Source organism: Sphingomonas sp. 320_CC (assembly GCF_059691795.1).
Window position 1 is genome coordinate 996550 of the sequence record NZ_JCAWAE010000001.1, and the last position, 23792, is coordinate 1020341.

Annotated in this window: 23 protein-coding genes and 1 tRNA gene; 8 read left to right on the forward strand and 16 right to left on the reverse strand. The window is 64.7% G+C overall.

Going from position 1 to position 23792, the window contains the following annotated elements; all coding sequences use genetic code 11:
* Window positions 1-2 precede the first annotated feature (2 nt).
* Complete coding sequence (locus AC59GX_RS04570; protein ID WP_497301096.1) at window positions 3-1496, reverse strand: ATP-binding protein; 1494 nt, start codon at window positions 1494-1496, stop codon at window positions 3-5.
* 179 nt (window positions 1497-1675) lie between these two features.
* On the reverse strand, window positions 1676-3076 hold the full coding sequence (locus tag AC59GX_RS04575; protein ID WP_497301098.1) for a cyclic nucleotide-binding domain-containing protein: 1401 nt from the start codon (window positions 3074-3076) through the stop codon (window positions 1676-1678).
* 443 nt (window positions 3077-3519) lie between these two features.
* On the opposite strand from AC59GX_RS04575, the gene AC59GX_RS04580 reads away from it, so the two are divergent.
* The 3 genes from AC59GX_RS04580 (at window position 3520) to AC59GX_RS04590 (ending at window position 5079) form a co-directional block, all read left to right on the forward strand.
* Window positions 3520-3960 (forward strand): hypothetical protein, encoded by a 441-nt coding sequence (locus AC59GX_RS04580; protein WP_497301100.1) that lies wholly within the window; start codon window positions 3520-3522, stop codon window positions 3958-3960.
* A 192-nt stretch (window positions 3961-4152) separates the two neighbouring features.
* Window positions 4153-4293: a hypothetical protein gene (locus AC59GX_RS04585; RefSeq protein WP_497301101.1), complete on the forward strand. Its 141-nt coding sequence runs from the start codon at window positions 4153-4155 to the stop codon at window positions 4291-4293.
* A gap of 12 nt (window positions 4294-4305) precedes the next feature.
* The gene (locus AC59GX_RS04590; RefSeq protein WP_497301103.1) at window positions 4306-5079 is read left to right on the forward strand and encodes an SDR family NAD(P)-dependent oxidoreductase; all 774 of its coding nucleotides are present in this window, start codon (window positions 4306-4308) and stop codon (window positions 5077-5079) included.
* 387 nt (window positions 5080-5466) lie between these two features.
* On the opposite strand, the gene AC59GX_RS04595 is transcribed toward AC59GX_RS04590, so the two are convergent.
* From AC59GX_RS04595 to AC59GX_RS04605, 3 genes are all read right to left on the reverse strand, one after another.
* Complete coding sequence (locus AC59GX_RS04595; protein WP_497301105.1) at window positions 5467-7275, reverse strand: DUF6538 domain-containing protein; 1809 nt, start codon at window positions 7273-7275, stop codon at window positions 5467-5469.
* Window positions 7276-7369: 94 nt separating this feature from the next.
* Window positions 7370-7444, reverse strand: a tRNA-Glu gene (locus AC59GX_RS04600).
* Window positions 7445-7527: 83 nt separating this feature from the next.
* Entirely contained in the window at window positions 7528-8901 is a 1374-nt protein-coding gene (locus AC59GX_RS04605) for a class II 3-deoxy-7-phosphoheptulonate synthase (protein WP_426280929.1), read from the reverse strand.
* A 204-nt stretch (window positions 8902-9105) separates the two neighbouring features.
* On the opposite strand from AC59GX_RS04605, the gene AC59GX_RS04610 reads away from it, so the two are divergent.
* Window positions 9106-9270 (forward strand): hypothetical protein, encoded by a 165-nt coding sequence (locus tag AC59GX_RS04610; protein WP_162236723.1) that lies wholly within the window; start codon window positions 9106-9108, stop codon window positions 9268-9270.
* On the opposite strand, the gene AC59GX_RS04615 is transcribed toward AC59GX_RS04610, so the two are convergent.
* Complete coding sequence (locus tag AC59GX_RS04615; protein ID WP_426280927.1) at window positions 9264-10202, reverse strand: D-2-hydroxyacid dehydrogenase; 939 nt, start codon at window positions 10200-10202, stop codon at window positions 9264-9266. The genes AC59GX_RS04610 and AC59GX_RS04615 overlap by 7 nt on opposite strands.
* Window positions 10203-10444: 242 nt before the next feature.
* The gene (gene cysS / locus AC59GX_RS04620; RefSeq protein ID WP_426280926.1) at window positions 10445-11878 is read right to left on the reverse strand and encodes a cysteine--tRNA ligase; all 1434 of its coding nucleotides are present in this window, start codon (window positions 11876-11878) and stop codon (window positions 10445-10447) included.
* Window positions 11879-12055: 177 nt separating this feature from the next.
* Between cysS and rpsU the strand changes: the two genes are divergently transcribed.
* Together rpsU and AC59GX_RS04630 are read left to right on the forward strand one after the other, a co-directional pair.
* Window positions 12056-12262, forward strand: a complete 207-nt coding sequence (gene rpsU, locus AC59GX_RS04625) for a 30S ribosomal protein S21 (protein ID WP_055878578.1) — start codon at window positions 12056-12058, stop codon at window positions 12260-12262.
* Between the two features lie 126 nt (window positions 12263-12388).
* Complete coding sequence (locus AC59GX_RS04630; protein ID WP_426280925.1) at window positions 12389-12985, forward strand: FKBP-type peptidyl-prolyl cis-trans isomerase; 597 nt, start codon at window positions 12389-12391, stop codon at window positions 12983-12985.
* 591 nt (window positions 12986-13576) lie between these two features.
* On the opposite strand, the gene AC59GX_RS04635 is transcribed toward AC59GX_RS04630, so the two are convergent.
* Complete coding sequence (locus AC59GX_RS04635; RefSeq protein WP_176501462.1) at window positions 13577-13810, reverse strand: hypothetical protein; 234 nt, start codon at window positions 13808-13810, stop codon at window positions 13577-13579.
* 199 nt (window positions 13811-14009) lie between these two features.
* Window positions 14010-14804, reverse strand: a complete 795-nt coding sequence (locus tag AC59GX_RS04640) for a metallophosphoesterase family protein (RefSeq protein WP_426280924.1) — start codon at window positions 14802-14804, stop codon at window positions 14010-14012.
* A gap of 205 nt (window positions 14805-15009) precedes the next feature.
* Here AC59GX_RS04640 and AC59GX_RS04645 point away from each other — a divergent pair, with 205 nt between their 5' ends.
* Window positions 15010-16029 carry a M48 family metallopeptidase gene (locus AC59GX_RS04645; RefSeq protein ID WP_426280922.1) on the forward strand — a complete coding sequence of 340 codons (1020 nt, stop codon included), beginning with the start codon at window positions 15010-15012 and terminating at the stop codon, window positions 16027-16029.
* Here the strand turns inward: AC59GX_RS04645 and wecC are convergent.
* Together wecC and wecB are read right to left on the reverse strand one after the other, a co-directional pair.
* A complete protein-coding gene (gene wecC, locus AC59GX_RS04650; protein WP_426280921.1) occupies window positions 15986-17305 on the reverse strand; it encodes a UDP-N-acetyl-D-mannosamine dehydrogenase in 1320 nt (439 codons plus the stop codon). The genes AC59GX_RS04645 and wecC overlap by 44 nt on opposite strands.
* The gene (wecB, locus tag AC59GX_RS04655) at window positions 17289-18413 is read right to left on the reverse strand and encodes a non-hydrolyzing UDP-N-acetylglucosamine 2-epimerase (protein ID WP_426280920.1); all 1125 of its coding nucleotides are present in this window, start codon (window positions 18411-18413) and stop codon (window positions 17289-17291) included. Before wecB ends, wecC begins: the two co-directional genes overlap by 17 nt.
* A gap of 109 nt (window positions 18414-18522) precedes the next feature.
* Between wecB and galU the strand changes: the two genes are divergently transcribed.
* Window positions 18523-19395 (forward strand): UTP--glucose-1-phosphate uridylyltransferase GalU, encoded by an 873-nt coding sequence (gene galU / locus AC59GX_RS04660; RefSeq protein ID WP_426280919.1) that lies wholly within the window; start codon window positions 18523-18525, stop codon window positions 19393-19395.
* A 24-nt stretch (window positions 19396-19419) separates the two neighbouring features.
* Here the strand turns inward: galU and AC59GX_RS04665 are convergent, their stop codons facing one another.
* The 5 genes from AC59GX_RS04665 to coaBC all read right to left on the reverse strand — a co-directional run bounded on the left by AC59GX_RS04665 (window position 19420) and on the right by coaBC (window position 23782).
* Window positions 19420-20826: an exopolysaccharide biosynthesis polyprenyl glycosylphosphotransferase gene (locus AC59GX_RS04665; protein WP_426280917.1), complete on the reverse strand. Its 1407-nt coding sequence runs from the start codon at window positions 20824-20826 to the stop codon at window positions 19420-19422.
* Between the two features lie 148 nt (window positions 20827-20974).
* Complete coding sequence (locus AC59GX_RS04670; protein WP_426280916.1) at window positions 20975-21742, reverse strand: HesA/MoeB/ThiF family protein; 768 nt, start codon at window positions 21740-21742, stop codon at window positions 20975-20977.
* The gene (locus tag AC59GX_RS04675; protein WP_426280915.1) at window positions 21739-22164 is read right to left on the reverse strand and encodes a hypothetical protein; all 426 of its coding nucleotides are present in this window, start codon (window positions 22162-22164) and stop codon (window positions 21739-21741) included. The genes AC59GX_RS04670 and AC59GX_RS04675 overlap by 4 nt, the downstream gene beginning before the upstream one ends.
* Entirely contained in the window at window positions 22161-22598 is a 438-nt protein-coding gene (dut, locus tag AC59GX_RS04680; RefSeq protein WP_426280914.1) for a dUTP diphosphatase, read from the reverse strand. Before dut ends, AC59GX_RS04675 begins: the two co-directional genes overlap by 4 nt.
* Window positions 22595-23782: a bifunctional phosphopantothenoylcysteine decarboxylase/phosphopantothenate--cysteine ligase CoaBC gene (gene coaBC / locus AC59GX_RS04685; RefSeq protein WP_426280912.1), complete on the reverse strand. Its 1188-nt coding sequence runs from the start codon at window positions 23780-23782 to the stop codon at window positions 22595-22597. Before coaBC ends, dut begins: the two co-directional genes overlap by 4 nt.
* Window positions 23783-23792 lie beyond the last annotated feature (10 nt).

The window sequence follows — 23792 nt, forward strand, 5'->3', positions numbered from 1 at the left end:
TTCTAATATCTCTTGGTATGGGGTGCGGAGCGCAGCGGAGACAGTTCCTCCTGGAGAGTGACGTATTCCTCGATGCTAGGAGGGACCTCACCATCGGCTTCACCGACGCCGATCCCGTTTGCGGGAAACGTGAAGGAGATCACGGAGCCTAGGCCGGGCTTTCTCAGGATCCGGAGCTGGCCTCCATGGGCGACCACTGTTTCCCGGCAAGCTGCCAATCGTCGTCTTTCGACGGAGACGATGCCCGGCGAGGGGATTGCGGCAGGATCCAGTCGTTCAGGCCCGATGCTTCCTGCGTTGTCCTCGATCGCGACGATAACCTCGTCGTCGTGATGGCGGTTCGCCAGAATGGTGAGCCGCCTCTCAAGCGTCGCCTCGACCTTTAGCGCCTCGATCGCGACAGCCAGCAGCTGCATGAGGAGCTGCTGCATCGCCGCCCTGTCCGCGGTGATCTCGGGAAGGTCGTCCGCGATGAGCAACTCGTGGTCTATCCCCGCCGCGGACAGTTCGTTCGCCATGAGCAGCGCCGTCTCGTCGATAAGAGCGGCGAGCGAGATGGATTCGAGCGACGTTCCGGACTTTCTGAGGAAGTCCCTGGCCAACCGAATGATGATCGCCGACCGATCGTTGGCGAGGAGGACGTTCCGTATCGATTTGCGGACTTCCATCAGATCAGGATCGGCTCGTCCGAGCCAACGCACCGTGGACTCCGCGCTGATCTGGACCGTGCTCAGGTGCTCGCACAGTTCGTCGACTATGGCCGTCGTGAGTATGCCCATCGCTTCAGCGTCGATCGCGGTCCTTCCAAGCGCTCCTTCGTCGGATCGGTCGGGAACCGAGAACTTGTAGGGCGAGATGTCGACCGCGCTCATCAATACTCCGATGTCTCCGGTCGGATCGTCCGGAAAGTCGAAGGAGACGACCACGCAGATCGCTTCGCCGTCGGCCGTCTCGAGTTTTGTCTCGGTCTCGAAGCCGACCTCCCCGTGCAGATAGGCGCGAACCGCCGCGAGGGCGACGGTATCGTCGAACGGAGGAAGGTACCGGGATGCAGCCTGGTCCGGCGTTACATGTTCGGTGAAGGCGATGGCAGCGCTGTTGACTGCGATCGTCCTGATCGTCGATGCGAACTCGCCTATTTCGGAGTTGTCGGTCGTGGCGAAGTCGCTGCGTGGCGACATTCCGGCAAGGCGCCGTTGGATCGGGGACCAGTCCTGTTCCCAGAAGGGAATGCGGCTGAGGTGGAAGCGGTTGCCGCTTTGCGCGGCGGCGGGCCCGATACCGGGGCCAGCGGAGATCCGTCGATAGCCAAACGCGATCAGACCCGTGGAAAGTACGAGGAGAGGCACAAGAGCCACTGCATGGAGAGAACCGAAGAGGCTGTGGGGCCAGAGCGAGATGGCGAGGGCGATGATCAGCGACACGAGCCCAGCACCGATCCACGCCCGGCCAGCGACACGCGTCGCCCGGACCGCATGGTCGTCCTCGATCTTCATCTCGCTGCTCCACCGCAGCGGATGGTTCGCCCGTTGCGTACGCCGGCCATCGGCCTTCGTCTCGAGCGCGTCTCAAACGATCTTGCGCTTTTATTACGAAGCCGTCGCAATAGTAGTTGATGCAACCGCCGATGAGGACGTTCAGGGGATGCAGAAGCCGGTTTCGGTCGCCAACGCTCTCACTCGGGCAGCGTCCCCGCAGCGGTCGCACCGTGACCGAAGAGACGGCGGATGCCAGCGAGTATGGCGCCTGGCCCGGGCAACGGCGCCCCCGCCTGCGTGGCGACGGCTCGCTCCACAAGGCACAATCCGCGCCGGACGGACCTCTCGAACGCTTTGGCCAGTTCGGCATTGTCCCGAAGCAGAGGCGACAGGACATCGCGCGACAACTCGTAGACGACGGTTCGGGTGCAGGCTTCCGCGTCGGCGGCGTGAGGCGCACCCGTGAGCATGCTGATCTCGCCGATGTATTCGGCTGCTCCTATTCGGCCGATCAGCAATCGCGCGCCGTTGCCGGTAGCGCGCTTTATCTCCAGCACGCCGGAAGCCACTACGTACAACCGATCGTCTTCGGCGCCTTCTCGGAACAGCTCGTCACCTTCCTCCAGCGTACATCTCGTCATTTGCTTCGCGACGTCCCCGCGCTGCGCTTCGGTGAGGGGATCGAATAGCGTGATCTGGCTCAACAGCGCCGCTGCTGTTCCCGCCCGAGGTTTCACCTCCTCTCCAGCGCCCGCTTCGTCCTCCGCTAGCAGCGCTGCGTATCGCAACTGCCTGTGCACATGCAGAAGCAGAAGGCTCTTCGTGCGCCCGATCATCGAGGACCCGGCGACGAAGAAGTCGACGGCGTAGGTCGTGCTGCGCATGCCGAGGCTGGAGATCGTGACCGAAGGGGCAGGCGTTTCGAGCGCATCCGGACACAGGAGGACGGCCTGCCGCAGAACATGCATCATCCACTCGGGGGACTCCGCTGCAGGGCGGACGAGTTGCAGTCTGGTCGCACGGCGCTCCGTCGGGAAGCTCCGGTTCACGATCTGCGCCTTCGCCACGACGCTGTTCGGTATCGTGGCGACGTCCTCGCCGTCGGTCAGTATCCGGATCGACCGCCAGTTCACCTGGACGACGACGCCCTCCACGCCTTCCCCGAGCGAGATCCGGTGGCCGACGGCGAACGGATGCTCGATGCCGACGGCGACGCCCGAAAAGACGTCCGACAAGGTGTTCTGCAACGCCAGGCCGATGACGACCGCCATGATGCCCGACGTGGCGACGAGACCATTGACCGGAAGGAGCAGGACGAAGTTCAGTACTACGAGGAAGGCCGCGATGTAGATCGCCGCGCAGAGCAAGTCCGAAGTGATGCGGGCCTCTCGCGAAGCCTCGTCATGACCGAGGATGCGATCGACGATCAGGGCCAGCATCCGCGCCGCCGCGAACCACCAAACGATCCCGAGGGCTCGCAGCCAGTGCCCCTCCGGTCCCATGGGTACCGTATCACCCGTTAGAAGGGGCGAGGTGCCGGACCAGTACAGCAGAAAGGCCGGAACCGTCACCAGCGTGGCCAGGAAGCCCGCTCGCACGCCTAGCGGTCTCGAACGTACGGCGAGGGCCCCCGCGGCAGTCGTGATGAGAAGAACGATCGGGAGGAGGAAGGAATACATGTTCGTTTCTCGCATTGTCCGGACCGCTCGACCAGCGGATCGGAGACCGATCGACGGATCGGCCTCGGCCGAACGGCATCGATGTCATCCGGCGGCAGCCTGTTCAAGCTGATCGAAAGCATGGGGTCGGCGGTGAGCAGCCTGACGGTTGCGCCAGACCGATGGACGTCCGACGACCACTGCGACGATGACGCCAGCCCCGCCGCTACGATCCAAGTCGGACGAGCAGGCGTCGATCCGACCCGTCTTGACCGTTCAGCCGTCCGGTCCTTTCGTGTTCGTATGATCCAAGACCGAACGCAGGCCGTCGGTCAGTCCCGTTCGACTCCAACCACGCCCAAGACCACCTCGAGGAACAGCGCATGAAGATCAGAACGACCTTGCACGCGGCGGGAGCCGTCGCCTCCGCCTGCATGATCGCCGCCGTCGCGACGGCCAGCGTGGATACGTCGCGAAAGCCGGGAGGCGTCTATCTCCTGAAGCCGGGCATCTTCGTAGCGAAGGGCTCCTCCTGCCGTGAGCCGGCGAACGCCGCGATCCGGCAGTATGACGGTAGAGGGATCAGCACCGCACACACCAAGTCCTGCGTGGCTCGGATACTGTCGCGCAGGGGAAGCACGTTCGACGTCAGCCAGTCCTGCATCGATGCGGGCGCGGGCCGTGCGGCAAGAGTTGTCGAGCGGCAGACCGTATCCGTCCAGGACGCACTTACGTTCTCGGCTGGTCGAGGACGCGAGGCGACGACCTACCGGTATTGTCCGATCGACCAACTGCCAGTCGAGTTGAGGAAGCAGGCTCGGTGATGGAGGCGGACGGGGCGCTTGAGATCTCCGACCTTTCCAGGAGTATCAAGCGTCGGATCCCTTGGCGCACCCCAGGATCTGAAGTCCGACCGGATCGTCCTCGTCTGTGAAGTCGATTCCAAGCTCATGTGGAACGGAGCTTGGTTATCAACCAACTGCTAAACCGTCATATCGCCTGTAAGGGCGGGCATGATGCCGATGGTCGATGCAAGCGGCGTTCGGATCTTCGACTTCGTCCTGGCGGGTGACGACCTGAGGACGATCATAGCGCTTGCTCCCCCAGACGGTCCTCTCGTCAGCCTTCAGGGCCTCGCACCCGACTGGAACTCTTGAAAGGAATTGAACATGGATCTGCAACTCGAAGGCAAGACCGCTCTGGTTACCGGATCAACTGCGGGCATCGGCCTGGAAATCGCCCGTCGCCTCAAGGACGAAGGTGCGGATGTGATAATCTGCGGTCGCAATCAGGCGAAGCTCGATGCCGCCATGGCGGAAACCGGTGCGAGAGGCGTCCTGGCGGATCCGGCGACGGCCGATGGCGCCGAGCGCCTGGTCGCCGCGGTTCCCGAAGTCGACATACTCGTGAACAATCTCGGGATCTACGAGGCAAAGCCGTTCGGTGAGATCACCGACGACGACTGGCGGCGGTTCTTCGAAGTCAACGTGCTCTCCGGCGCGCGGCTGTCACGAGCCTACTTTCCCGGCATGATCCGTCGCGACTGGGGACGCGTGATCTTCATCGCGAGCGAGTCCGGCGTGATGGTGCCGCCGGACATGATCCACTACGGCATGACGAAGACAGCGCAGCTCTCGATATCGAGGGGGCTCGCCGGACTGACGAAGGGTACGCGAGTGACCGTGAACACGGTGATGCCTGGTACTACGCGTTCGGAAGGTATCGTCGACTTCCTGAAGAGCGTAGCCGAGGATCCGGATGCTCCGGCGGAAGAGATCGAGCGTGCCTTCTTCGCCAAGGACCGTGCGACGTCGCTGATCCAGCGGATGATCGAACCACAGGAGATCGCGGCACTGGTGGCCTATGTCGCGAGTCCGCTATCGTCGGCTACGAACGGCGCGGCGTTGCGGGTCGACGGCGGCATCACGCCTACCATCTTCTGAGGCGTAAAACTCCAAAGGACGCGTCCGTCACCTCGCCGGGCTGCGTGATAGTGGCATCGTCGGCTAAAGGCGCATTGATTGGACTTGATCTGAAGGCGTCCTGGCGCATTCGATTCCGTGCGCCCGCATTGAGCAGTCAACGTATGGTGCTTGCCGGGCGCTTGCCAAAGTTGGCGGGCACGGGGCCCGCCAACGCTGAGTCATTGAAAACTGGTGCTGCCGGTGAGGATTGAACTCATGACCTCAGCCTTACCAAAGATGGGAACCAGCGACGGCCGCGATTCACGGGGGGCTGCAGTCGATGGCGTTGCTCCCACCCGACCGACGAAATTCTGTCGAACGGGCAAGACCAAATGGGGCCAGTCACCCGCGGATTTCATGTATCTGTCAGGCCGCTAGAACTTTCGTCCAGTTCACCTTTGCGGCGCCGATACCGATCCGGCCCCAGTCGATGCACGAGAAGTCGATCTGGTGAAGCTCCCGGTGGATCGTCCGGATCCTCGGCTCCGATCCGTATCGGCTGCCCGTACTGACGGGTGCGTGACCGCAGATCTGGTCCAGGGTCTTGTCGGTGAGCCCCGCGTCATTGCCCTTGGCCTTGAAGGCGTGCCGCAGTGAATGAAACGCTAGGCGTCGGTCGGCGGATACCTGACGGTCGATGATGCGGTTCAGCTTCTGGCTGGCCTCCTTCGTCCGCTTGCCGACCGAATTCTCCTTGAGATCGGGAAACAGTTCCGTGTGCCCGAGCATGGCGAGGGCACCAAGATACTCGAGGAAACCTAGTTCGATCAGGCGTTGGTGAACAGGCAACAGGCGCTTCGATTCCTCGGTCTTCACGCTCTTGTCCTCGGCGTCGATCTCCTCGGAATACTCGTCGATGTCGAGATAGACGATGTCACCGTCGCGGCGGACGTCGGCTAGCGCGACCTGACCGACCTCCTCGAGTCGAGCACCCGTCGTAATGCAGAGCAGGAAGATCCAGAACACCGTGACATCGCTGATGCGGGACTTGGTGTTCCACGAGCCGGGATCGGTGAATAGGGCGCATGCACACAGCGTCGCGAGTTCGTGGTCCTCAAAGCTGCGGCGGTTGCGTCGCTTCTTGGTGTAGCCGACGATCCGGATGCCGCTGCCGGTGTTGGTTGAGGTCCAGCGCTGCTGGAACGCGTAGGTGAGCAGCGCCTGGAGGGCGCCGACGCGCTTCTTCAGCGTGGGCGGGGAGCACTTGGGGGTCGCGCCCTCGTGCTTGGCCACGCGGGCCGTGAATGGAAGGCTCCGGTCCGCGCGGGGCATCGAGGCGGGGAGCTTGGCCGCCTCGTCGCGGTAGTCGTAGAGCATGTCCGCGTCGATCATCGAGATGGTCGGGTCTCCAGCGAAGTCGATGAAGTCGTCGACCGCCGCCTCGTATTCGCCCGCCGTCTGGGGGCGCGGCTCGTTGCCCGCCTTCCACTCGTGGTAGAGTGCCTTGAGCCGGAGGTTGGGACGTCGCCGCGTAGTCGTCGCGCGGGGCCGGTGACGACTGAGGCGCGCCCGGTTGGCCTCCTCGTCGCCGCTGCGCTGCTCGTCGACGACGTCGAGGAGCGCCTTGGCGATCTCGTCGTCCGAGAAGCGCTCTCCGCTCGGATCGAACGCGCGCAGCCGGGCGACCGGGCCGTCGAGGCAGCGGCGCCACACGCGTTCGGCGTGGTGCCAGCGCAGGCGGATCCAGTTCGTGCCCGTCTGCTCGACGTCGCCGCCATAGGCCTCGGCGACGATCCTCTCGAACCTCGTCCTGTCGCCCAGCACGAGGTCCCAGTCCGTGTTGGAGGCGGGGCCCATGATGGCGGGCGGATAGATGTCCTCGACGTCGCTCGACTGTCGCGCCCCGGCGGCGGCGTCGAGCTCCATGAAGGTCATCGCGAGTCGCTGCGGACCGGTCAGGCCACCACCAACGGCAGGCGCCTCGCACCAGCGGCGCACGAGGGCCGCGGGGGTGGGGACGAGCGTGCCCTCGGCCATCCGGCGGCGCGCGTCGGCGAGCGTGGTCTCGAAGGCCGCGTTCTCGCGGGCGAAGCCGATCTTGGCGGCCGCGGGATCCTTGGTGCGCAGCGACACCTTGACGACGGCTTTGCCGTCGAAGGCGGCGCGGAGCGCTTCGGGGACCGCGCGTCTAAAGTAGAGTTGGCCGGTGCGGGGGTCTGCGAAGGGGGATGCCATCGAGCTCTTTTTCACGTCGTTCTGTACCCATGTTCTGTACACATGGCGGGTAAAGATGACGTAAATCCGGCTATTTCCGAGCTTTAGTCGGAAATGGTGACCCCTACGAGAATCGAACTCGTGCTTACGCCGTGAGAGGGCGTCGTCCTAACCGCTAGACGAAGGGGCCGTTAGCAGAAGCGGGCGTCTACGGAATGGGGTGGCAGGCGTCAAGACACCTGCCGACTTTTCCTGCGACGCCCACGCATTTTATCAGGCGGCGACCTTCTTGCGCTCGGCCATTTCCTCGTTGAGCATCTCCGCCAGCAGAAAGGCGAGCTCCAGGCTCTGGCTGGCGTTGAGGCGGGGATCGCAGTGCGTGTGGTAGCGATCCGCCAGCGATTGCTCGGTCACGTCGACCGCGCCGCCGGTGCACTCCGTTACGTTCTGACCGGTCATCTCGGCGTGGATACCGCCGGCGTGCGTGCCTTCCGCGCGGTGGACCGCGAAGAAGCCGCGGACTTCGGCGAGGATGCGATCGAACGGCCGCGTCTTGTAGCCGTTGGCGGCCTTGACGACGTTGCCGTGCATCGGGTCGCAGCTCCAGACCACCGGGTGGCCCTCGCGCGTGACGGCACGGACCAGGCGGGGCAGGTTCGCCTCGATCTTGTCATAGCCATAGCGCGTGATCAGCGTCATCCGGCCGGGGATACGGCCGGGGTTGAGCGTATCCAGCATTCGCAAGAGCGCATCGGGTTCGAGGCTCGGGCCGCACTTGATGCCGATCGGGTTACCGATGCCGCGGAGGTATTCGACATGGCTGGAGCCCTCGAAGCGCGTGCGATCGCCGATCCACAGGAAATGCGCGCTGGTGTCGTACCAGTCGCCGGTCAGCGAATCCTGCCGCGTCAGTGCCTGCTCGTACTGAAGCAGCAGCGCCTCGTGGCTGGTGTAGAAATGCGTCTGCGCGAGTTGCGGCACGGTCTCGGGGTCGATCCCGCAGGCTGCCATGAACTCGAGCGCCTCGCCGATCCGGTCCGCCGTCTCGGCGTATTTCTTCGACCACGGGCTGCGGCCCATGAAGTCGTGCGTCCAGCGATGGACCTGGTGCAGGTTCGCATAGCCACCTTGCGCGAACGCACGGAGCAGGTTGAGCGTGGCGGCCGACTGCGAATAGGCGCGGATCATCCGCTGCGGATCGGGCGCGCGCGATTCCGCGGTGAAGGCGATGTCGTTGACGTTGTCGCCGCGGTACGAGGGCAGCTCTACGCCGCCGATCGTCTCGGTATCGGTCGAGCGCGGCTTAGCGAACTGCCCCGCCATGCGACCGAGCTTCACGACCGGGAGCTTCGACGCGAAGGTCAGGACGACCGCCATCTGCAGGATGACGCGGAAGGTGTCGCGAATGTTGTTTGCGCTATGCTCGGCAAAGGACTCGGCGCAGTCGCCGCCCTGCAGCAGGAACGCCCTGCCGGCCGCGACTTCGGCGAGCGACGCGGTCAGGTTGCGGGCTTCACCGGCGAAGACCAGCGGCGGGAAGGTCGCCAGCTGATCGGTCGCGGCGGTCAGCGCTGCGGCGTCGGGATAGGTGGGGAGCTGTCGTGCCTCGTGACGCGTCCAGCTGTCGGGGGCCCAGTTCGCGGCCATATCATGTCGTCCGATTGGTGAATTGTGACGATGGCAATGCGCGAAAACGCCTTTTTGCGCAACGAAGTAAAGCTTGGCCGGCAGCGGCGAAATGCTGCGCAGGCCAGTTCAACCGGATGTGGGCGCTAAATCCATTCATCCTGGATTAAAAAATATATGGCGTCTTCGCTGTCCAATCGGCATGGTCCCCACATGGACATGCCAATGCGTATCATCATCGCACTTTCGATTATCGGCGGGGGCATCTTGGTCGGCGTACCGATCCTGATCATGTACTCGCGTCGTCGTCGCGCCGACAAACTTCGTCGCCGCGGAATCAAGAGCTACAATCGCAGCCCCCGCCCGGCCACGACCCAGACCGGTCAGTAACCCACGTCGAGATCGGCAACGTTCTTCATCGGGCGACCGGCGATGAATGCCGCGAGGTTGTCGAGGAACAGCGTCGCCCCGCGAGCGAACATCGTCGTCTGGCTACGGCCCGACAGGTGCATCGTGACGATCGCGTTAGGCGTCGACCAAAGCGGATGATCCGCGGGCAGGGGCTCCGGGCTGGTCGGATCGAGTACGGCGCCGGCAATCGTCCCGTCGGTCAATGCCGCGATCAGCGCATCGTCGTCGATCATGTCGCCGCGCGCGATGTTGATCAGCCAGGCGGACGGCTTCATCCGGTGCAACTCTTCGCGGCCGATCATCGCGTGCGTCGCGTCGGTCGAGGGCGCGGCGAGAACTACCCAGTCGAACGCGTCGAGCCGATCCCGCCAAGCGTCGGGCGTGACCGTGCCATCGCGGCCGGTGCGCGTTACGCCGGTGACCTCGACCCCGAACGCGGTCAAGCGATCGCCGATCATCTTGCCGATCGTGCCATAGCCAATGACAAGTGCCTTGGTTCCGGCGAGTTCGATCTTGCCGGGCGCGTCCTTCAGCCACTCATGACGGTCCTGCGCGCGGACGACGGTATCGAAGCGCTTGGCGGCGACGAGCACCGCCATCACCGCATATTCCGCGACCGCAACGGCGTTGATGCCGGCACCATTGGTCAAAGTAACGGCGTTCTCCCGCAGAGTGTCGAGCGGGAACGCGTCGAGCCCGGCATAGATCGTCGAGACCCATTTGAGGTTCGGCCCGGCGTGGCGGATCGCGTCGGCGACGAGTTCGGTCGGCTGCATGTCTACCCAGGCGATATCCGCGTCTGCGATCATCGCGTTGGCTTCGTTCGGCTTGGCGAACCAGGCGACGTCTAGGTCCCCAGGCAAATGCGGTTCGAGGATCGGGCGAGCGGCGGCTGGGAGAACGGCTTTCATCCGGAGAACATCGGCGTACCGCGAGGCATGTCAAGTTGTGCCGGGGTCAGCGACGGATCGGTTCCGCGTTCCCTGCAGTAACACGGTGCCACAATGGTCTCGTCATCCCCGCGCAGGCGGGGTTCCATATGCTCAAAGGCTCGCGACTTAACCGTGAGGCTTGCCAGTATGGGTTCCCGCCTCCGCGGGAATGACGATCAGATTTTCCCTGCGGCCTTAGTTCTTGGACCTGTACGGAGTGTTCACACCACCGCGATCTTCCAGTCCCAACCTAGCGAATCGCCATCCATCACCTCGACACCTGCGGCGGCGAGTTCGTCGCGGATCGCATCCGATCGCCCGAAGTCCTTCGCAGCGCGCGCATCGCGGCGATCCTCCAGCCGTGCGGCGATCGCATCCTCGTCGATCGTCGCCGTGATCGGCCGGATCCGCAGGTCCTCGCGGCTGATCGTCGCCAGGTCCAGCCCCAGTACCGCGTCGAAATCGTCCAGCGCAGCGACACGGTCCGCAGGCGCGACCCGCTTGTCCGCAAGCAGTTCGTCGAGAATCGGCAGCGCGCGCGGCGTGGCGAGATCGTCCGAGACCGCCTCCTCCAGTCGGTCGGCATAGGCATGCGCGCTACCCGACGGGCCGCCGGGCTCGCGAGCGCGCAACGTCTCGACCGCTTGCACCATGCGCTTCAGGCGGATCGCCGCCGCGGCGAGGTTCTCCCACGAAAATTCCAGCTCGCTCCGATAATGCGCCTGGAGACACATCAGCCGGTAGGCGAGGGGGTGGAAGCCGCGGTCGACGATCGTCTGCATCGTCGTGAACTGGCCGGTCGACTTCGACATCTTGCCCGCGCGCTCGACCAGGAAGTTGTTGTGCATCCAGACGCTCGCGCCGGTATCCGCGCAATCGCAATGCGCCTGGTTCTGCGCGATCTCGTTGGGGTGGTGGATCTCGCGGTGGTCGATCCCGCCGGTGTGGATGTCGAAATGCGCGCCTAGGTAATGTTTGCTCATCACCGAGCATTCGAGATGCCAGCCGGGCGCCCCGCGACCCCAGGGCGAATCCCATTCCATCTGGCGGTTCTCGCCGGGCGCGGAGGTACGCCAGATCGCGAAGTCCTGCGGGTTGCGCTTGCCCTCGACCGGCTCGATCCGGCTCTCGATATCATCGTTGCCGGCCCGCGCGAGGCGGCCATAGTCCGGCACCGTCGCTACGTCGAAATACAGCCCGCTGTCGAGCGTGTAGCAATGCTTCGGTGCGATCTGCTCGGCGAACGCGATCATCTCGGCGATATGATCCGTCGCAACCGCCCAACGTGCCGGCGGTGCGATGTTGAGACGCGCGACGTCGCGCTTGAACACGTCGGTGTAATAGGCAGCGATCTCCCAGATCGAGCGCCCTTGCGCGGCGGCGGCCTTCTCCATCTTGTCGTCACCGACATCGGCGTCGGAGGTCAGGTGGCCGACATCGGTGATGTTGATGATGTGGGTCGTCGGCCACCCCTTCCACCGGAGCACGCGACCCAGCGTATCCGCGAACAGGAACGCGCGCATGTTGCCGATATGCTGGTAATTATAGACGGTCGGCCCGCAGGTGTAGAGCCCGACATCGGTCGGATCGATCGGCTGGAACGTCTCGAGCTGGCGCGAGAGGCTGTTATACAGTGTCAGGGGGATACGGGTCATGGCCTGCTCTTAGCGCTGCATGCGCCCTCCCGCAAAGGCGCTCACATGTCGGGCAGACCCGCCGGAATACGTGGTTTGGCTTGAAACGACGGCGCTCCGCTGATAGGGGGCCCAGTTCATGCGGCGCGGACCTGTTCGCGACGGCAAAAATCTATTCGTCCGGAGCTTATCGGGTTTATGCAGATCATCGTACGCGACAACAACGTCGACCAGGCCCTTCGCGCGCTTAAGAAGAAGCTGCAGCGCGAGGGCGTGTATCGCGAGATGAAGCTGCGCCGGCATTACGAAAAGCCGTCCGAGAAGCGCGCACGTGAGCGTGCAGCAGCGATCCGTCGCTCGCGAAAGCTCGACCGCAAGCGCGCAGAGCGCGACGGCGCACGCTAAGATTTTGTCGGCCGTACCCGGCGAGCGGGTGGGTCGATAGTTCGGGGTGTCGTGATCGGCACCCCAATTGCTTTCCAACGGCACGCGCGGCGCTCCGGCGTGACCAGATGACCGGGGCCTGATCCGATGTCGACCGTCACCGCAGTGCCGCTGCAGCCAACCAAGCGCAGCTACCTCGTCTATCTATGGGTCGGTATCGCGCTCGCGCTGATCGCCGCAGTCGCGCTGGCGCGTCAGGGTGATGATCCCCTGGCGCGCAATGCGCGCGCGCGGGGCGTGGTCGTTACCGCATCGGGCCTGCAATACAAGGTGGTCGCCCCCGGCAAGCCCGGTGCGGCCAAGCCTACCGACGCCGACGTCGCGCTGGTGAATTACGAGGGTAAGCTGCTCAACGGCACCACCTTCGACAAGTCGCAGCAGCCGACGCCGATGCCCGTCACCGGCGTGGTCCCCGGTTTCTCCGAGGCGCTGAAGCTGATGCCGAAGGGGTCAAAGTACCGCTTCTGGATGAAGCCAGCGCTTGGCTATGGCGACAAGGCGAACGGTCCGATCCCGGCGAATTCGACGCTGGTGTTCGACGTCGAGTTGCTCGACTTTTTGCCACAGAGCGTGGTCCAGCAGATGCAGGCGCAGGCGCAGATGGGTCGCGGCGCTCCTGGTGGTATGCCAGGCGGTGCGCCGGGCGGCATGCCCGGTGGCGCGCAGACGCCGCCGTCTCAGTAAGCGATGCGGGGTATGGGCGAACCCGTACCGCGATAGAATATCGGATTTGCAACGCGTCTCGCTTAATTGTGGGGCGCGTTTTGCGTTGAGGCGATGCGTCGCGCCGATTATGCGTTAGCTTACTCGGTCGGCCAGCGGGACAATCCGTCTGCCGACAAGATGGCTGGCCTGATTCCGTAGAGGATCGGCTTCTCTAGGGGTGCGAGGCTTCCGCAGGGGAGGGGGCGCAGAGGGCCTCGGGCTGATGAGCCCGGCAGTCGCGTGTTACAAGGTCGGTGAGTTCAGCCGTCCTTCGGATAACTTGCGCGGCGATACGCTATTGCAGGTATTGTTTAGGCGCCCGACGCTAGGGCCTCATGCTCAGCCGCCCGGAGAAAGTGCGGTTCTAGTCCGCCTTGCACGGAATAGCGTAGCTGGAGCCTACCGCACGCCTTTGGCCATCGACGGTCTGGAGCAGATCGGGGGCTGAGTTCTAAGCATGAGACGGCAACGCATTGTGCTTCGGCACGCGTTGGCCCGCCTGTCCTCAGAACGGCAGGCAAAAAAATAGCGGCCCGAAGACCGCTATTTCTCGAACTAAAGTCGTAAGACTTAGTTGCTGTCCGAATCGTCGTCGTTGTCTGCAACGATAACGATACCGGCGATAACTGCAGCTGCTGCGAGAACCGCAACGATGATGCCGCCGCCAGCGAGCTCGTTCTTGTCAGCCGAAACCGAACCCGAACGGACCGAATGTGCAACCGACAGATTTGCCGGTGCTGCCATGGCCGGAGCAACTGCCATCGTGGCTGCTGCTGCGGTCAGGAGATACTTCCCAAGACGCATGATGAACTCCCTTTGTGCTCGTCGCGGCAGGCAATGGCATATAACCTTACCCAACGCAACTAAGGCCCTTTGTAACAACGCGAAGAGGATCGCACTGTTGCGGCAGTGCAACACACACTTCCGCTGTTTCTCTATAGCGGAGGCGCGCCACGAAGAAAGCGTTCGCGTGCAAACCACATGATATTCGCGGTGAGACGCGTCAGTTCGTCTTCGGTCCGATCGCGGTGCCGGTCTGGAGCGCCCAAGTTTCCGCGCCTTCCATGCCCAGCGCGGTCAGCCGGCCCGATGCATAGGCGCCGGTGTCGATGCCGATTCGGTGTCCGCGTCGTTCGATCTCGTCGGTCATGGTGTGGCCGTGGACGATCGTCTTTTCCAACGTCGAGCGATGATCGAGGAAGGGATCGCGAATCCACCGCAGGTCCGACGTGCGCTGCAGATCGAGCGGCGTGTCAGGGCGTACGCCAGCATGGACGAACGCGTAGTCGCCGATCACGATCATGTCCTCGAACTTGCGCAAGAACTCGCGGTGTTCGTCTGGAACGAGCGTTTCGAGGCGTTGCACCAGCTCTTCATAGTCGAGCCGCTCATATTCCGCGGCCTCCATGCCGTAGCTCAGCACGGTCTCGCGCCCGCCGATGCGGCAGAACAACCGGAGCGCCTTGGGTTCGCCGTCGAGTGCACCGAGGAAGATTTCCTCGTGATTGCCGAGCAGGAAGCGGACGTCGGGGCGGTCGGGGCGAGCATGGGCCAGCCCGCGCAACCGATCGATCACTGCCGCCGAGGCGGGGCCCCGGTCGACGATGTCGCCGAGGAATATCAAGGTCGTTTCCGCTGCACCGCGTTCGCGTTCATCCGCCTCGATCAACCCGATCAGTTCGTCGAGCAGGTCGGCGCGGCCGTGAATGTCGCCGACGGCATAAACGCGGCGACCGGAAGGAACCTGCGGTTGAGTCGGCTTGGCAACGCTACGGGACTTGAAAAGCTTTGAAATCATGCTGCAATCGATGTGGGGAGGAAGATGTACGGCACCTGATCGAACGCGTCACTCGAACGCGCGGGCGCGTGCGATCGCATAGGATGTTCCGGCGGGCGTCGCAACGCATCGCCGCGACGGGGTGTGACGCATTGCGGCGACAGGGCGCGCGGGGCTTGCGGTCGTGCAGCATGACGCAGGGGCGCACGACGGCTATGGGAACGCCATGTCGATGATTTCCCGCCTCGCGCCGTTCCTGATGCTCACGGCCGCCACGCCCACGGCTTTGCCTGCCGCACCGATGCCCGTGGCGGATGCGGCACCAACGGCTGCGTTCTTCGACACGTTGCGCGCCGCCGATCTCCGGCTGGCGACGATCGCGTATCGGCTGACCACCGCGAACGCCGCATTGTGCGACCGCCTCCAGCCGCAGATCGGCATGCCGATCCATGCGCTGACGCAATATGGCCCCGGCGCGCGCAAGGCTGCAGCGGCCACCTTCGGGTTCGAATCAACGATCGGTGTCGAGGCGGTCGTCGCTGGCGGTCCAGCTGACCGCGCGGGAGTTCGTCCCAACGATTCGATCGTCGCGATCGACGATCGCCCGCAACCCGGCCTGCCGTCCGCCGATACGCCGGAAAGCGCGGCAGTGCGCGATGCTGCGGAAGCGGTCATCACCGAGGCGCCGGTCGGAAAGCCGTTGCGACTGACGGTGCTGCGCGACGGCAAGCGCGTGCCGATCACGATCACGCCGGTGACCGGATGCCGGTCGCGATTCGAGATCCTGCTGGGCAGTGGCCTCGATGCCAGCGCGGACGGGGCGATCGTGCAACTCGGTGAGCGGTTCTTCGAAGGCTATACCGACGAGGAGATCGCCGTCGTCGTCGCGCACGAGCTCTCGCACAACATCCTGCGTCATCGTGCGCGGCTCGATGCGGCGAAGATCAATCGCGGCCTGCTGGCGGAACTCGGTCGCAACGGCCGCCTGATCCGCGAGACCGAGGATCAGGCGGATCTGCTCGGCATTTATCTGCTCGCGAACGCCGGTTACGATCCGATGTCGGCCCCTAAATTCTGGCGAAGCAAGGGCGGCGCAATCGACGGCGGGCTGTTCCGCAGCCGCACGCACGCCTCTTCCAAGGCGCGCGCCGAAGCGCTGGAAGCCGCCGCGCGCGACATCGCGGCGACCTCGACGCGACCGATCATCCCGCCAGTCGTTGCGACTCGAAACGTGCCGTTGCGCTGACCGCGGGCAGCGACGCGCGTGGCTGGTCCGGCCAGATACCGCGCGTGTCGAGCACCGCTTTGTCGGCGCGCTCCTCGAGCGGGATCGATTTGAACACGTCGTGGTCGACCAGCACGATCATGATCGAACACGTCTCGATCGCGGTATCGACGTCGATCAGCGTCGCGCCGGTGTCCGCCAGCACGGCCGGCAGCGTCTGCGCATAAGGCTCGACGATCCGCACCCGGTCGCCGAACTGGCGCGCCACGGCTTCGGCGACCTTGAGGGCAGGGCTCTCGCGGAAGTCGTCGATGTTCGCCTTGAACGCCAGACCCAGGCACGCGACCGTAGCGTCGGGTGACGCCTCGACGAGAGCGGCGACCTGCGCGATGACGTGGTCGGTCTTGCCGTCGTTGACCTCGCGCGCGGTCCGGATCAGCGGAGTCTGATCCGGGGCGGCGTGGACCAGGAACCACGGATCGACCGCGATGCAATGCCCGCCGACGCCGGGGCCGGGCTGCAGGATGTTGACGCGCGGGTGACGGTTGGCGAGGCGGATCACTTCCCATACGTCAACGCCCATCGTGTCGGCGATCAGCGACAGTTCGTTGGCGAACGCGATGTTCACGTCGCGAAACGCGTTCTCGGTGAGCTTCGTCATCTCCGCCGCGCGCGCGGTCGTGGTCACGCAGGCGCCGCGGACGAAGCGACGGTAGAAAGTGAGGGCCTTACGCGCACACCGCGGCGTGATCCCGCCAATGACTCGGTCGTTGTCGATCAACTCGACCAAGATGCGGCCCGGCAGCACGCGCTCCGGGCAATAGGCGATCGCGATATCCGCCTGGTCGCCGGTCTTCCCCGGTACGCGCAGGTCGGGGCGCAGGCTTGCCAGCAGGTCGCGAACCTTCTCGGTGGTGCCCACCGGCGAGGTCGATTCGAGGATGATCGTATCGCCCGCCTTCAGCACGCTCGCGATCGTCGTCGCGGCGTCGAGGACATAGCGGATATTGGGTGCGTGATCGGCGTCGAACGGGGTTGGTACCGCGATCACGAAAACGTCAGCGGGCTCGATCGCGGTCGAGGCGCGCAACGTGCCGCGCGCGACCACTCCCGAGACGAGGCCGTCCAAATCGACCTCCTCGATGTGCACGCGGCCAGAATTGACCGTCTCCACGACCGATTCGGTCACGTCGACGCCAAGCACCTGCGCCCCCGTCCGGGCGATGATCGCCGCGGTGGGAAGGCCGATATAGCCGAGCCCGAGGACGACGACATTGAGGTTAGAGTCCGACAGCATGCGCAACGACCTTTGCGATTTTGGCGGCGGCATGGCCATCCCCGAACGGGTTATGGGCGCGGGCCATCGCGGAGTAGCGCGACGTGTCGTCGAGCAGGGTGAAGATTTCGGAAACGATGCGGTCCTCGTCAGTGCCGATCAGCTTGGCGGTGCCGGCCGCGACGCCTTCCGGACGCTCGGTGGTCTCCCGCATCACCAGGACCGGCTTGCCGAGCGCGGGTGCCTCCTCCTGCACGCCGCCTGAGTCGGTCAGGACGATGTCCGCCATGCCGAGCGCGCGGACGAAGTGCGGGTAATCGAGCGGCTCGATCCGCGCGACGTTGGCGCGGGTACCGAGGATGTCGTCCATCACCGATACGACGTTCGGGTTGGGGTGGACCGGGAACAGCACCGCGACGTCGTCGCGCTCCGCGATCCGGCCGATCGCCCGCGCGATCGCGGTCATGCCGTCGCCGAAATTCTCGCGCCGATGCGTCGTGACGAGGATGATCCGCTTGCCGGCAAAGCGCGCGGCGATAGCGTTGAGCCCGGCCGCCAGCGACGGGTCCGACGCGACGCGGTCCGCGGTCCAGTGCAGAGCGTCGATCACGGTGTTGCCGGTGACGTGGATCGTGTCCTCGGCGATCGTCTCGCGCCGCAGTGCCTCCGCGGCGGTGTCGGTCGGCGCGAAATGCAGCATGGCGATCGGCGCGACGATGCGGCGGTTCACCTCTTCGGGCCAAGGATGGTAGATGTCGCCCGACCGCAGCCCCGCCTCGACATGCGCGACCGGGACCTTGCGGTAATAGGCGGCAAGCGCCCCCGTCATCGCGGTGGCGGTATCGCCCTGCACGATGACGAGGTCGGGCTGCTCCGCATCCATCACGTCGCCGAGCCCGACCAGCAGCCGCGCGGTGAGGCGATCGAGCGTCTGCCCCGGCTCCATCAGGTCGAGATCGATATCCGGCGCGAGATCGGCGATCGCGAGGACCTGATCGAGCAGTCCGCGGTGCTGCGCGGTGACGCAGGTGCGGACGGTCAGGCCGGGGATCGCAGCCAGCGCCCGGATCACCGGGAAGAGTTTGATCGCTTCGGGACGCGTGCCGAAGATGACGAGAACTTTGGGCATGATGCAGTCCCTAGATCAACGTCTTTAACGACGCGCTAATTCAATGCGACAATTTGCGCGCAGGCGTAACGATCGGTAGACGGTCCCGCGAGATCAAAGGGAGCATCGAATGACCATAAAGCCGCTGCGCAAGGCCGTGTTTCCGGTCGCAGGACTGGGTACGCGCTTCCTTCCGGCCACCAAGGCCATGCCGAAGGAAATGCTCACCGTCGTCGACAAGCCGCTGATTCAATATGCGGTCGAGGAAGCACTCGAGGCCGGGATCGAGCAGATCATCTTCGTGACCGGGCGCGGCAAGGGCGCGCTCGAGGATCATTTCGACATCTCGTACGAGCTCGAGGATACGATGCGGTCGCGCGGCAAGTCGCTGGACGCGATCAGCAATATCCGGATGAAGCCCGGTTCGCCGGTCTATGTCCGCCAACAGGAGCCGCTCGGCTTGGGCCATGCGGTCTGGTGTGCGCGCGAGATCGTCGGCGACGAGCCGTTCGCGGTCCTGCTCCCCGACGAGTTGATGGTCGGCAAGCCCGGCTTCATGAAACAAATGGTCGAGGCGTATAACCAGGTCGGCGGCAATGTGATCGGCGCGCTCGAAGTGCCCGATTCGGAAACCGACAAATACGGCATCATTTCGCCGGGGGCGATCGATGGTCGGCTGACCGAAGTGACCGCGCTCGTCGAAAAACCCAAGCGGGGCACCGCACCGTCGAACCTGATGATCCCGGGGCGTTACATCCTGCAGCCCGAGGTGATGCGGATCCTGGAGACGCAGGAAAAGGGCGCGGGCGACGAGATCCAGCTGACCGACGCGATGGCGCAGTTGATTGGAAACCAGCCGTTCCACGGCTTCACCTTCGATGGCCAGCGATATGACTGCGGCGACAAGGCTGGCTACATCCAGGCCAACCTGGCGATCGCACTGGCCCGCGACGACATCGGACCGGTGGTTCGTGAGTTCGCCAAGGGTCTGCTGGCAGGCTGAACGATCAGCCCGCTCACCGGAACGTCAGAAGGCGTTCCGGTGTAGCAGGACGCGGAAGGTCAGGAGGATGATCTTGATGTCGCGCCAGATCGACCAATGCTCGAGATACTCGAGATCCGCCTGGAGCCGGTTGCGCAGATCGTCCTCGTACAACGTCGCACCGCGATAGCCGCGAACCTGTGCAAGGCCGGTCAGGCCGGGCTTGGCGGCATGGCGATGCCAGTATCGCTGGTCGACTTCCCAGAATAATTTGTCCGCCGCGCGCGAGCCGAGTGCGTGCGGGCGCGGGCCGACGATGCTCATGTCGCCCTTCAGGACGTTCAGCAACTGCGGTAGTTCGTCGATGCTGGTACTGCGGATGATCTTGCCGACGCGCGTGATCCGATCGTCGTCGCGCGACGTCGAGCGCGCACCTGCGCCGTCGCTGTGGTCGACGCGCATGCTGCGGAACTTCATCAGGCGGAACATCTGGTTGCTGCGACCGATCCGGATCTGGCTGAAGAAGATCGGCCCGCGCGAATCGACCTTCACCGACAGCGCGATCAGGATCCAGATCGGCATCAGCGTCACCAGCGCGCAGCTAGCGAGTATCACGTCGAAGCTGCGTTTTACGAAGCGGTCGAACAGGACTAACGGACCATTGGCGATGATTACGGTCGGCGTGTCGCCGTGCGCGCTGATGCCGAGCGGCGCCAGCACGTTCAGTTCCGGCATGAAGATCTCGCTCTGGATGTTCGCGCCCTTCAAAGCCTGCGCCCAGGCGATCCGACGCTCCGGGCTGCACGCGACGATCACTCGGTCGGCGCCCGACAGCGATTGCGCGAGGCGGTCATACATCACGGGATCATGATGATCGGGATCGAAATAGGAGTCCGCGGCGATAACGACCGAGAAGTCCCCGCGCGGAATCGGCTGACCGGAATCGTACAGCAGGACGATGCTGAACGGATTCCCGCCGATGATCGCAGGCATGTGCCGGACGAACAGGAACCGTCCTAATGCCAAGGAAACAATGGCAAATGCCGAACCCATCGCGACGACAAGACGCGGGAAGGTATCGCTGGCCTTCAGACAGAACGCGATGAAGATGACTGCGGAGATCGCGAGCGCATAGGCCTGCAATCCTCGAGCTATCGAGCGGAAGGGGTCGCGAAGATTTGCGGCTGCATAGCTGTCGTTATTTAGCGTCGTAATAACGAAGACCGGGATCAACATCGCCAGGATTACGATCCAGGCCGTGTCGTTCGCGAATACCCCGCGCAGACCAGCCGCCGCCAGATAACTCGCAATAATGCAGCCGGTATCTACCGTCAGCATGCCGAGGATCAGGCGAACGCGTAGCGAGGACGCGCTCGGGCGCCAAGTCCGGGCAGGCTTCTTGCCGCGCGACGGCGCCACAGCACGGCTCAGAACGCCGCCCTCTACATTCATGAACTTGTCGGACGCACGCGCAGTCCCCCCTGCGCAAAGCGATACCGCGAAATGCCGCAATGCAAAAGAACTACTGTTCGCCGGGCACAAACCTTTAGTTGTTATTTTTCCAATTTGGTCAGCGTCGAAAAGCAGAACTGCTACTAACTCACCGCGAAGCCCCGCTTTTGCCGCACGCCGTACACCCCGGATCCTTGGGCAGGCGAATCGTACGAAAACGTAGCTCGAGCAGGTCGATCAGCAGCAATTTGCCGGCAGGGTCGTCGCCGAACGGCGCGATCGCCCGGAGTACCTCGAGTGCAGCCAAGCTGCCGATCACGCCGGTGACAGGGCCGAGGACGCCGTCCTCCGCGCAACTGGTCTCTGCGCGCTCGGGGTCTTCGCCGACGAAGCAGCGGTAGCACGGCTTGTCCGCTTCCCAGCCGCGATAGGTTGCGAGCTGTCCCTCGAACTGCCCGACCGCAGCCGACACGAGCGGAACTTTCATGGCATGCGCGGCATCCGCGACCCGAAAGCGCGTCGTGAAATTGTCGCAGCCATCGAGCACCACGTCCGCTCCGGCTAGCAGCGCGGCGACGTTGTCGGCATCGATGCGTTGGCGGTACGTATCGACCAAAACGTGCGGATTGATCCGGTTTACGGCGGCTGCCGCTGCGTCGACCTTGGCGATACCGGTATCCGCGGTCGTGAAGATTGTCTGGCGCTGAAGATTGGACGGTTCGACGCTGTCGTCGTCGATCAGGATCATCCGACCGACGCCGGCTGCACCGAGATACTGGATCGCGGGCGAGCCGATTCCACCGGCGCCGACGATCGCGACGGTAGCCGCCTTCAACCGCGCCTGTCCCGTGCCGCCGAATTCCTTGAGGACGATATGCCGCGCATACCGGGTGAGTTCGTCGTCGGAGAGGATCATGCGCCCCAGGCGAACGTCAGGCTGGTACGGTACCAAGTGTCGGCGTCCGCATCGGCGACATCGATCGAATCGCGCGCGCCCAGAATTACCCCGGCTGCGTATTGCTCGACCGTCGGGCAGTCGATCGCGCGGGGCGTCACCCGGCGGACCCGACCGTCGGGGGTGATCAGCACGGCGAGATCGACGGTCAGCGCCCAACCCTGCGTTGTGCGTACGACGTGGGCGCAGCGACCGGCGACGACCTCGCCGTGGACATAGGCTGAGGTGTTGGCGAGCGTGGTAGCCTGCCCCCGGATGCGGAGTACCGGAAGCGTGCTCCAGTCCTGTGGCGGCAGCGTGCTGGCCACCGGCGGCGTCGGCGCGGTGGGAACCGGGGGTGGCGGCGCAGCGGTCTGGAGCAGGAGGAGAAGAGCGGCGATCATCGGCCGGTCGATCCGAAGCCGCCTGCGCCGCGCGAGGTGTCGTCGAGCGTCGCGACTTCGTCGAGCGTCGCGCGGAGCACGACTGCGGGGACGAGTTGCGCGATCCGGTCGCCACGCGCGATCGCGAACGGTTCCTGGCCGAGGTTGGCGAGGATCACCTTCACTTCGCCGCGATAGTCGCTGTCGATCGTGCCCGGCGTGTTGAGGCAGGTGACGCCGTGCTTGAGCGCGAGGCCGGAGCGCGGTCGGACCTGGACCTCATGGCCAGCGGGAATGGCGATCGCAAAGCCGGTCGCGACGGCGGCGCGCGCGCCGGGGGCGAGCGTGAGTGCTTCGGCGGAGACGACGTCCATCCCGGCGGCACCCTCGGTCGCGTAGGCAGGCAACGGCAGGCCCTCGCCGTGCGGCAGGCGCTTCAGTTCGATACGGATCATGACACGGCTTGTAGCGCATCGGCGATGCGGTCCGCCAGTCGTGCGGCGACCGCGTCCTTGGGCAGGCGCTCCCAGCGCTCGACGCCGGCTTCGGTGACAAGGTGGACGCTGTTGTCCGCGCCGCCCATCACGTCGCCCGAGACGTCGTTGGCGACGATCCAGTCCGTGGTCTTGCGAATACGCTTGGCGGTGGCATGCTCGATGACCCGCTCGGTCTCGGCCGCGAAGCCGACCAGCAGGTGAGGCCGGTGCGGGCTGCGCGCCAGGGTCGCCAGAATATCGGGGTTCTCCGCTAGCGTCAGCGTCGGCGTTGCATCGCCTTTCTTGATCTTTTGCGGGACGGACTCGACGTGCCAGTCCGCCACCGCGGCGACCATGACGGCGGCGTCGGCCGGCAGCGCGCGGTCGACTGCGTCGGCCATCTCCCGCGCCGTCTCGACGTCGATCCGGTCGACGCCGTGCGGGGTCGGCAGCGTCACGGGGCCAGCGACCAGCGTCACGCGCGCGCCGAGCCGTGCCAGTGCCGCGGCGATCGCGAAGCCCTGTTTGCCCGACGAGCGGTTGGCGATGTAACGCACCGGATCGATCGGCTCGTGCGTCGGGCCGGCGGTGACGAGGATGTGACGTCCTGCCAGCCGCTTCGGCGGGGCAGGGACGAGCATTGCTTCGATCGCGGCGACGATCGCCGGCGGTTCAGGCAGGCGGCCGGGACCATATTCACCGCACGCCATGATCCCCTCGTCCGGCGTCATCACCGTCACGCCATCGGTACGGAGCTGCGCGACGTTGCGGATGGTTGCCGCATGGCCCCACATGCGAACGTTCATCGCGGGTGCTACCAGGACCGGCTTATCGGTCGCCAGCAGCAGCGTCGTCGCGAGATCGTTCGCGAGACCTGCCGTCATCCGCGCCATCAGGTCCGCGGTGGCGGGCGCGACGACGATCAGGTCGGCTTCGCGACTAAGCTGGATATGGCCCATCTCGGCCTCGTCCTTGAGGTCCCAGAGCGTCGTATAGACCTTGTCCTCGCTGAGCGCTGCGAGCGTCATCGGCGTCACGAAATGATGCGCGGCCTCGGTCATCACGCACCGCACCGCGTACCCGCGCGTCTTCAGTAGGCGGATCAGTTCGGCGGCCTTGTAGGCGGCGATCCCGCCACCGACGATCAGGAGGATGCGTTTCATGCTCGCAGCT

Excerpts from the sequence above, each read along its gene's own strand:
- AC59GX_RS04570 (WP_497301096.1), bottom strand. The coding sequence starts at position 1,496 with ATGAAGATCGAGGACGACCATGCGGTCCGGGCGACGCGTGTCGCTGGC.
- AC59GX_RS04580 (WP_497301100.1), top strand. The coding sequence starts at position 3,520 with ATGAAGATCAGAACGACCTTGCACGCGGCGGGAGCCGTCGCCTCCGCC.
- AC59GX_RS04585 (WP_497301101.1), top strand. The coding sequence starts at position 4,153 with ATGCCGATGGTCGATGCAAGCGGCGTTCGGATCTTCGACTTCGTCCTG.
- AC59GX_RS04590 (WP_497301103.1), top strand. The coding sequence starts at position 4,306 with ATGGATCTGCAACTCGAAGGCAAGACCGCTCTGGTTACCGGATCAACT.
- AC59GX_RS04595 (WP_497301105.1), bottom strand. The coding sequence starts at position 7,275 with ATGGCATCCCCCTTCGCAGACCCCCGCACCGGCCAACTCTACTTTAGA.
- AC59GX_RS04605 (WP_426280929.1), bottom strand. The coding sequence starts at position 8,901 with ATGGCCGCGAACTGGGCCCCCGACAGCTGGACGCGTCACGAGGCACGA.
- AC59GX_RS04610 (WP_162236723.1), top strand. The coding sequence starts at position 9,106 with ATGCGTATCATCATCGCACTTTCGATTATCGGCGGGGGCATCTTGGTC.
- AC59GX_RS04615 (WP_426280927.1), bottom strand. The coding sequence starts at position 10,202 with ATGAAAGCCGTTCTCCCAGCCGCCGCTCGCCCGATCCTCGAACCGCAT.
- cysS (WP_426280926.1), bottom strand. The coding sequence starts at position 11,878 with ATGACCCGTATCCCCCTGACACTGTATAACAGCCTCTCGCGCCAGCTC.
- rpsU (WP_055878578.1), top strand. The coding sequence starts at position 12,056 with ATGCAGATCATCGTACGCGACAACAACGTCGACCAGGCCCTTCGCGCG.
- AC59GX_RS04630 (WP_426280925.1), top strand. The coding sequence starts at position 12,389 with ATGTCGACCGTCACCGCAGTGCCGCTGCAGCCAACCAAGCGCAGCTAC.
- AC59GX_RS04635 (WP_176501462.1), bottom strand. The coding sequence starts at position 13,810 with ATGCGTCTTGGGAAGTATCTCCTGACCGCAGCAGCAGCCACGATGGCA.
- AC59GX_RS04640 (WP_426280924.1), bottom strand. The coding sequence starts at position 14,804 with ATGATTTCAAAGCTTTTCAAGTCCCGTAGCGTTGCCAAGCCGACTCAA.
- AC59GX_RS04645 (WP_426280922.1), top strand. The coding sequence starts at position 15,010 with ATGTCGATGATTTCCCGCCTCGCGCCGTTCCTGATGCTCACGGCCGCC.
- wecC (WP_426280921.1), bottom strand. The coding sequence starts at position 17,305 with ATGCTGTCGGACTCTAACCTCAATGTCGTCGTCCTCGGGCTCGGCTAT.
- wecB (WP_426280920.1), bottom strand. The coding sequence starts at position 18,413 with ATGCCCAAAGTTCTCGTCATCTTCGGCACGCGTCCCGAAGCGATCAAA.
- galU (WP_426280919.1), top strand. The coding sequence starts at position 18,523 with ATGACCATAAAGCCGCTGCGCAAGGCCGTGTTTCCGGTCGCAGGACTG.
- AC59GX_RS04665 (WP_426280917.1), bottom strand. The coding sequence starts at position 20,826 with ATGAATGTAGAGGGCGGCGTTCTGAGCCGTGCTGTGGCGCCGTCGCGC.
- AC59GX_RS04670 (WP_426280916.1), bottom strand. The coding sequence starts at position 21,742 with ATGATCCTCTCCGACGACGAACTCACCCGGTATGCGCGGCATATCGTC.
- AC59GX_RS04675 (WP_426280915.1), bottom strand. The coding sequence starts at position 22,164 with ATGATCGCCGCTCTTCTCCTCCTGCTCCAGACCGCTGCGCCGCCACCC.
- dut (WP_426280914.1), bottom strand. The coding sequence starts at position 22,598 with ATGATCCGTATCGAACTGAAGCGCCTGCCGCACGGCGAGGGCCTGCCG.
- coaBC (WP_426280912.1), bottom strand. The coding sequence starts at position 23,782 with ATGAAACGCATCCTCCTGATCGTCGGTGGCGGGATCGCCGCCTACAAG.